General features: G+C 52.0%; 1 rRNA gene. It reads right to left on the bottom strand.

The features are described 5' to 3' along the window. Positions 1 to 548 (bottom strand): 16S ribosomal RNA (locus FE839_RS24480); the annotation flags it as partial. Positions 549 to 710 lie beyond the last annotated feature (162 nt).

Raw genomic sequence — 710 nt, forward strand, 5'->3', positions numbered from 1 at the left:
CGCTTGCACCCTCCGTATTACCGCGGCTGCTGGCACGGAGTTAGCCGGTGCTTCTTCTGCGGGTAACGTCAATGGCTAAGGTTATTAACCTTAACCCCTTCCTCCCCGCTGAAAGTACTTTACAACCCGAAGGCCTTCTTCATACACGCGGCATGGCTGCATCAGGCTTGCGCCCATTGTGCAATATTCCCCACTGCTGCCTCCCGTAGGAGTCTGGACCGTGTCTCAGTTCCAGTGTGGCTGGTCATCCTCTCAGACCAGCTAGGGATCGTCGCCTTGGTGAGCCGTTACCTCACCAACAAGCTAATCCCATCTGGGCACATCCGATGGCAAGAGGCCCTAAGGTCCCCCTCTTTGGTCTTGCGACGTTATGCGGTATTAGCTACCGTTTCCAGTAGTTATCCCCCTCCATCGGGCAGTTTCCCAGACATTACTCACCCGTCCGCCACTCGTCACCCGAGAGCAAGCTCTCTGTGCTACCGTTCGACTTGCATGTGTTAGGCCTGCCGCCAGCGTTCAATCTGAGCCATGATCAAACTCTTCAATTTAAGTTTGATGCTCGTGAATTAAACTTCGTAATGAATTACGTGTTCACTCAGAGACTTGGTGTTCATTTATTGTCCGAAGACATTAAGAATCCATGTCACTTTGAGTGCCCACACAGATTGTCTGATAAATTGTTAAAGAGCAGTTGCGACGCGCTTCAGCGC

Origin of the sequence: Klebsiella indica, from assembly GCF_005860775.1 — a bacterium.
Classification (GTDB): domain Bacteria; phylum Pseudomonadota; class Gammaproteobacteria; order Enterobacterales; family Enterobacteriaceae; genus Klebsiella; species Klebsiella indica.